Origin of the sequence: Micromonospora sp. M42, assembly GCF_000568915.1 — a bacterium.
Classification (GTDB): Bacteria; Actinomycetota; Actinomycetes; order Mycobacteriales; family Micromonosporaceae; genus Micromonospora; species Micromonospora chalcea.
In genome coordinates this window covers 4562785-4565120 of record NZ_KK037233.1, presented here as the reverse complement: position 1 = coordinate 4565120, position 2336 = coordinate 4562785, and the positions used below count along the sequence as shown (strand labels likewise).

At 58.5% G+C, this 2336-nt stretch carries 1 rRNA gene (running past one end of the window); it reads right to left on the bottom strand.

Annotated features, from left to right (window positions below):
• Positions 1-1804, bottom strand: a 23S ribosomal RNA gene (locus tag MCBG_RS33125) (it extends 1481 nt beyond the left edge of the window).
• Positions 1805-2336 lie beyond the last annotated feature (532 nt).

The following is a 2336-nucleotide window of genomic DNA, read 5'->3' as shown; positions in this document are numbered from 1 at the left end:
GGCCGCTAAGAACTCGCTAGAGGCTTTTCTCGGCAGCATAGGATCACTGACTTCACCTGAATCGGCTCGGCATCACGTCTCAGCCCCATGGTGTGCGGATTTGCCTACACACCGGCCTACACGCTTACCCCGGCACAACCACCGGCCGGGCTCAGCTACCTTCCTGCGTCACCCCATCGCTTGACTACTACCCGCCAGGTTCCCACGCTCCCCACCTTTGGTCCGAAGACCGCCGGCAGTTCTGGGTGGTTAGCACAACGAGGTTCGTCAGGTCGCTCTTTCGCGGGTACGGAATATCAACCCGTTGTCCATCGACTACGCCTCTCGGCCTCGCCTTAGTCCCGACTCACCCAGGCGGATTAGCCTGGCCCTGGAACCCTTGGTCATCCGGCGGAAGGGTTTCTCACCCTTCTTTCGCTACTCATGCCTGCATTCTCACTCGTGCCGCGTCCACAACTGGGTCACCCCGCTGCTTCACCCCCGGCACGACGCTCCCCTACCCATCCACACACCTGCACCTGGCATCAAGGCCAGGCGAAGTTAAAATGTGAATGCCACAGCTTCGGCGGTGTGCTTGAGCCCCGCTACATTGTCGGCGCGGAACCACTTGACCAGTGAGCTATTACGCACTCTTTAAAGGGTGGCTGCTTCTAAGCCAACCTCCTGGTTGTCTATGCGACCCCACATCCTTTTCCACTTAGCACACGCTTAGGGGCCTTAGCTGGTGATCTGGGCTGTTTCCCTCTCGACTACGAAGCTTATCCCCCGCAGTCTCACTGCCGCGCTCTCACTTACCGGCATTCGGAGTTTGGCTGATTTCGGTAAGCTTGTGGGCCCCCTAGACCATCCAGTGCTCTACCTCCGGCAAGAAACACGCGACGCTGCACCTAAATGCATTTCGGGGAGAACCAGCTATCACGGAGTTTGATTGGCCTTTCACCCCTAACCACAGGTCATCCCCCAACTTTTCAACGTTGGTGGGTTCGGCCCTCCACGCGGTCTTACCCGCGCTTCAGCCTGCCCATGGCTAGATCACTCCGCTTCGGGTCTAGAGCATGCGACTAAAAACGCCCTATTCAGACTCGCTTTCGCTACGGCTCCCCCACACGGGTTAACCTCGCCACATGCCACTAACTCGCAGGCTCATTCTTCAAAAGGCACGCCGTCACCCCGCAAGGCTCCGACGGATTGTAGGCGAACGGTTTCAGGTACTATTTCACTCCCCTCCCGGGGTACTTTTCACCATTCCCTCACGGTACTCGTCCGCTATCGGTCACCAGGAAGTATTTAGGCTTACCAGGTGGTCCTGGCAGATTCACGGCAGATTTCAGGAGTCCGCCGCTACTCGGGAACACCCACAGAAGACCAGCAACTTTCACCTACCGGACTATCACCGTCTACGGTCAGCCATTCCAGACTGTTCGACTAACCACTGGCTTTGTAACTTCTCGAACAAGTGTCAGCTTGCTCAGCAGGGTCCCACAACCCCGACCACGCAACCCCTGACAGGTATCACACGCAGCCGGTTTAGCCTCAATCCGCTTTCGCTCGCCACTACTCACGGAATCACTAAATTGTTTTCTCTTCCTACGGGTACTGAGATGTTTCACTTCCCCGCGTTCCCCCCACACACCCTATGTGTTCAGGTGCGGGTGACATCACATGACTGATGCCGGGTTTCCCCATTCGGACACCCTGGGATCACAGCTTGGTTGACAGCTCCCCCAGGCCTATCGCGGCCTCCCACGTCCTTCATCGGCTCCTGGTGCCAAGGCATCCACCGTTCGCCCTTGACAACTTGACCACAAAGATGCTCGCGTCCACTGTGCAATTCTCAACAAACAACCAACCCACAACCCACAGCCCCACACCTGCAACCACCACGTGGCCACGGTTTGCGAGACCAGGCCATGCCTGGCGCCTCACGCCCCCGGGACCAACGTCCACACGGGGCATCTCAAGGCTCTGAAACAACAACCGCTCGGGTTGTTCCTTCAGGACCCAACAGGGTGCTTACGCTCCTCACCAGCCGCACCAGGAACTCGTTCCCACCACCGAAGTGGCTGTACTAGAGGTATCCCGGCCGTTGCCGGCGCCGAACTTGCCAGTGTCTCCGCCATCTGAGCACCCCACCACCACGTTCGGGCGGTGCGGGCTCCATGCCACCTTTCGGTGGATGGTGCTCCTTAGAAAGGAGGTGATCCAGCCGCACCTTCCGGTACGGCTACCTTGTTACGACTTCGTCCCAATCGCCAGCCCCACCTTCGACGGCTCCCTCCACAAGGGTTGGGCCACCGGCTTCGGGTGTTGCCGACTTTCGTGACGTGACGTGTTTT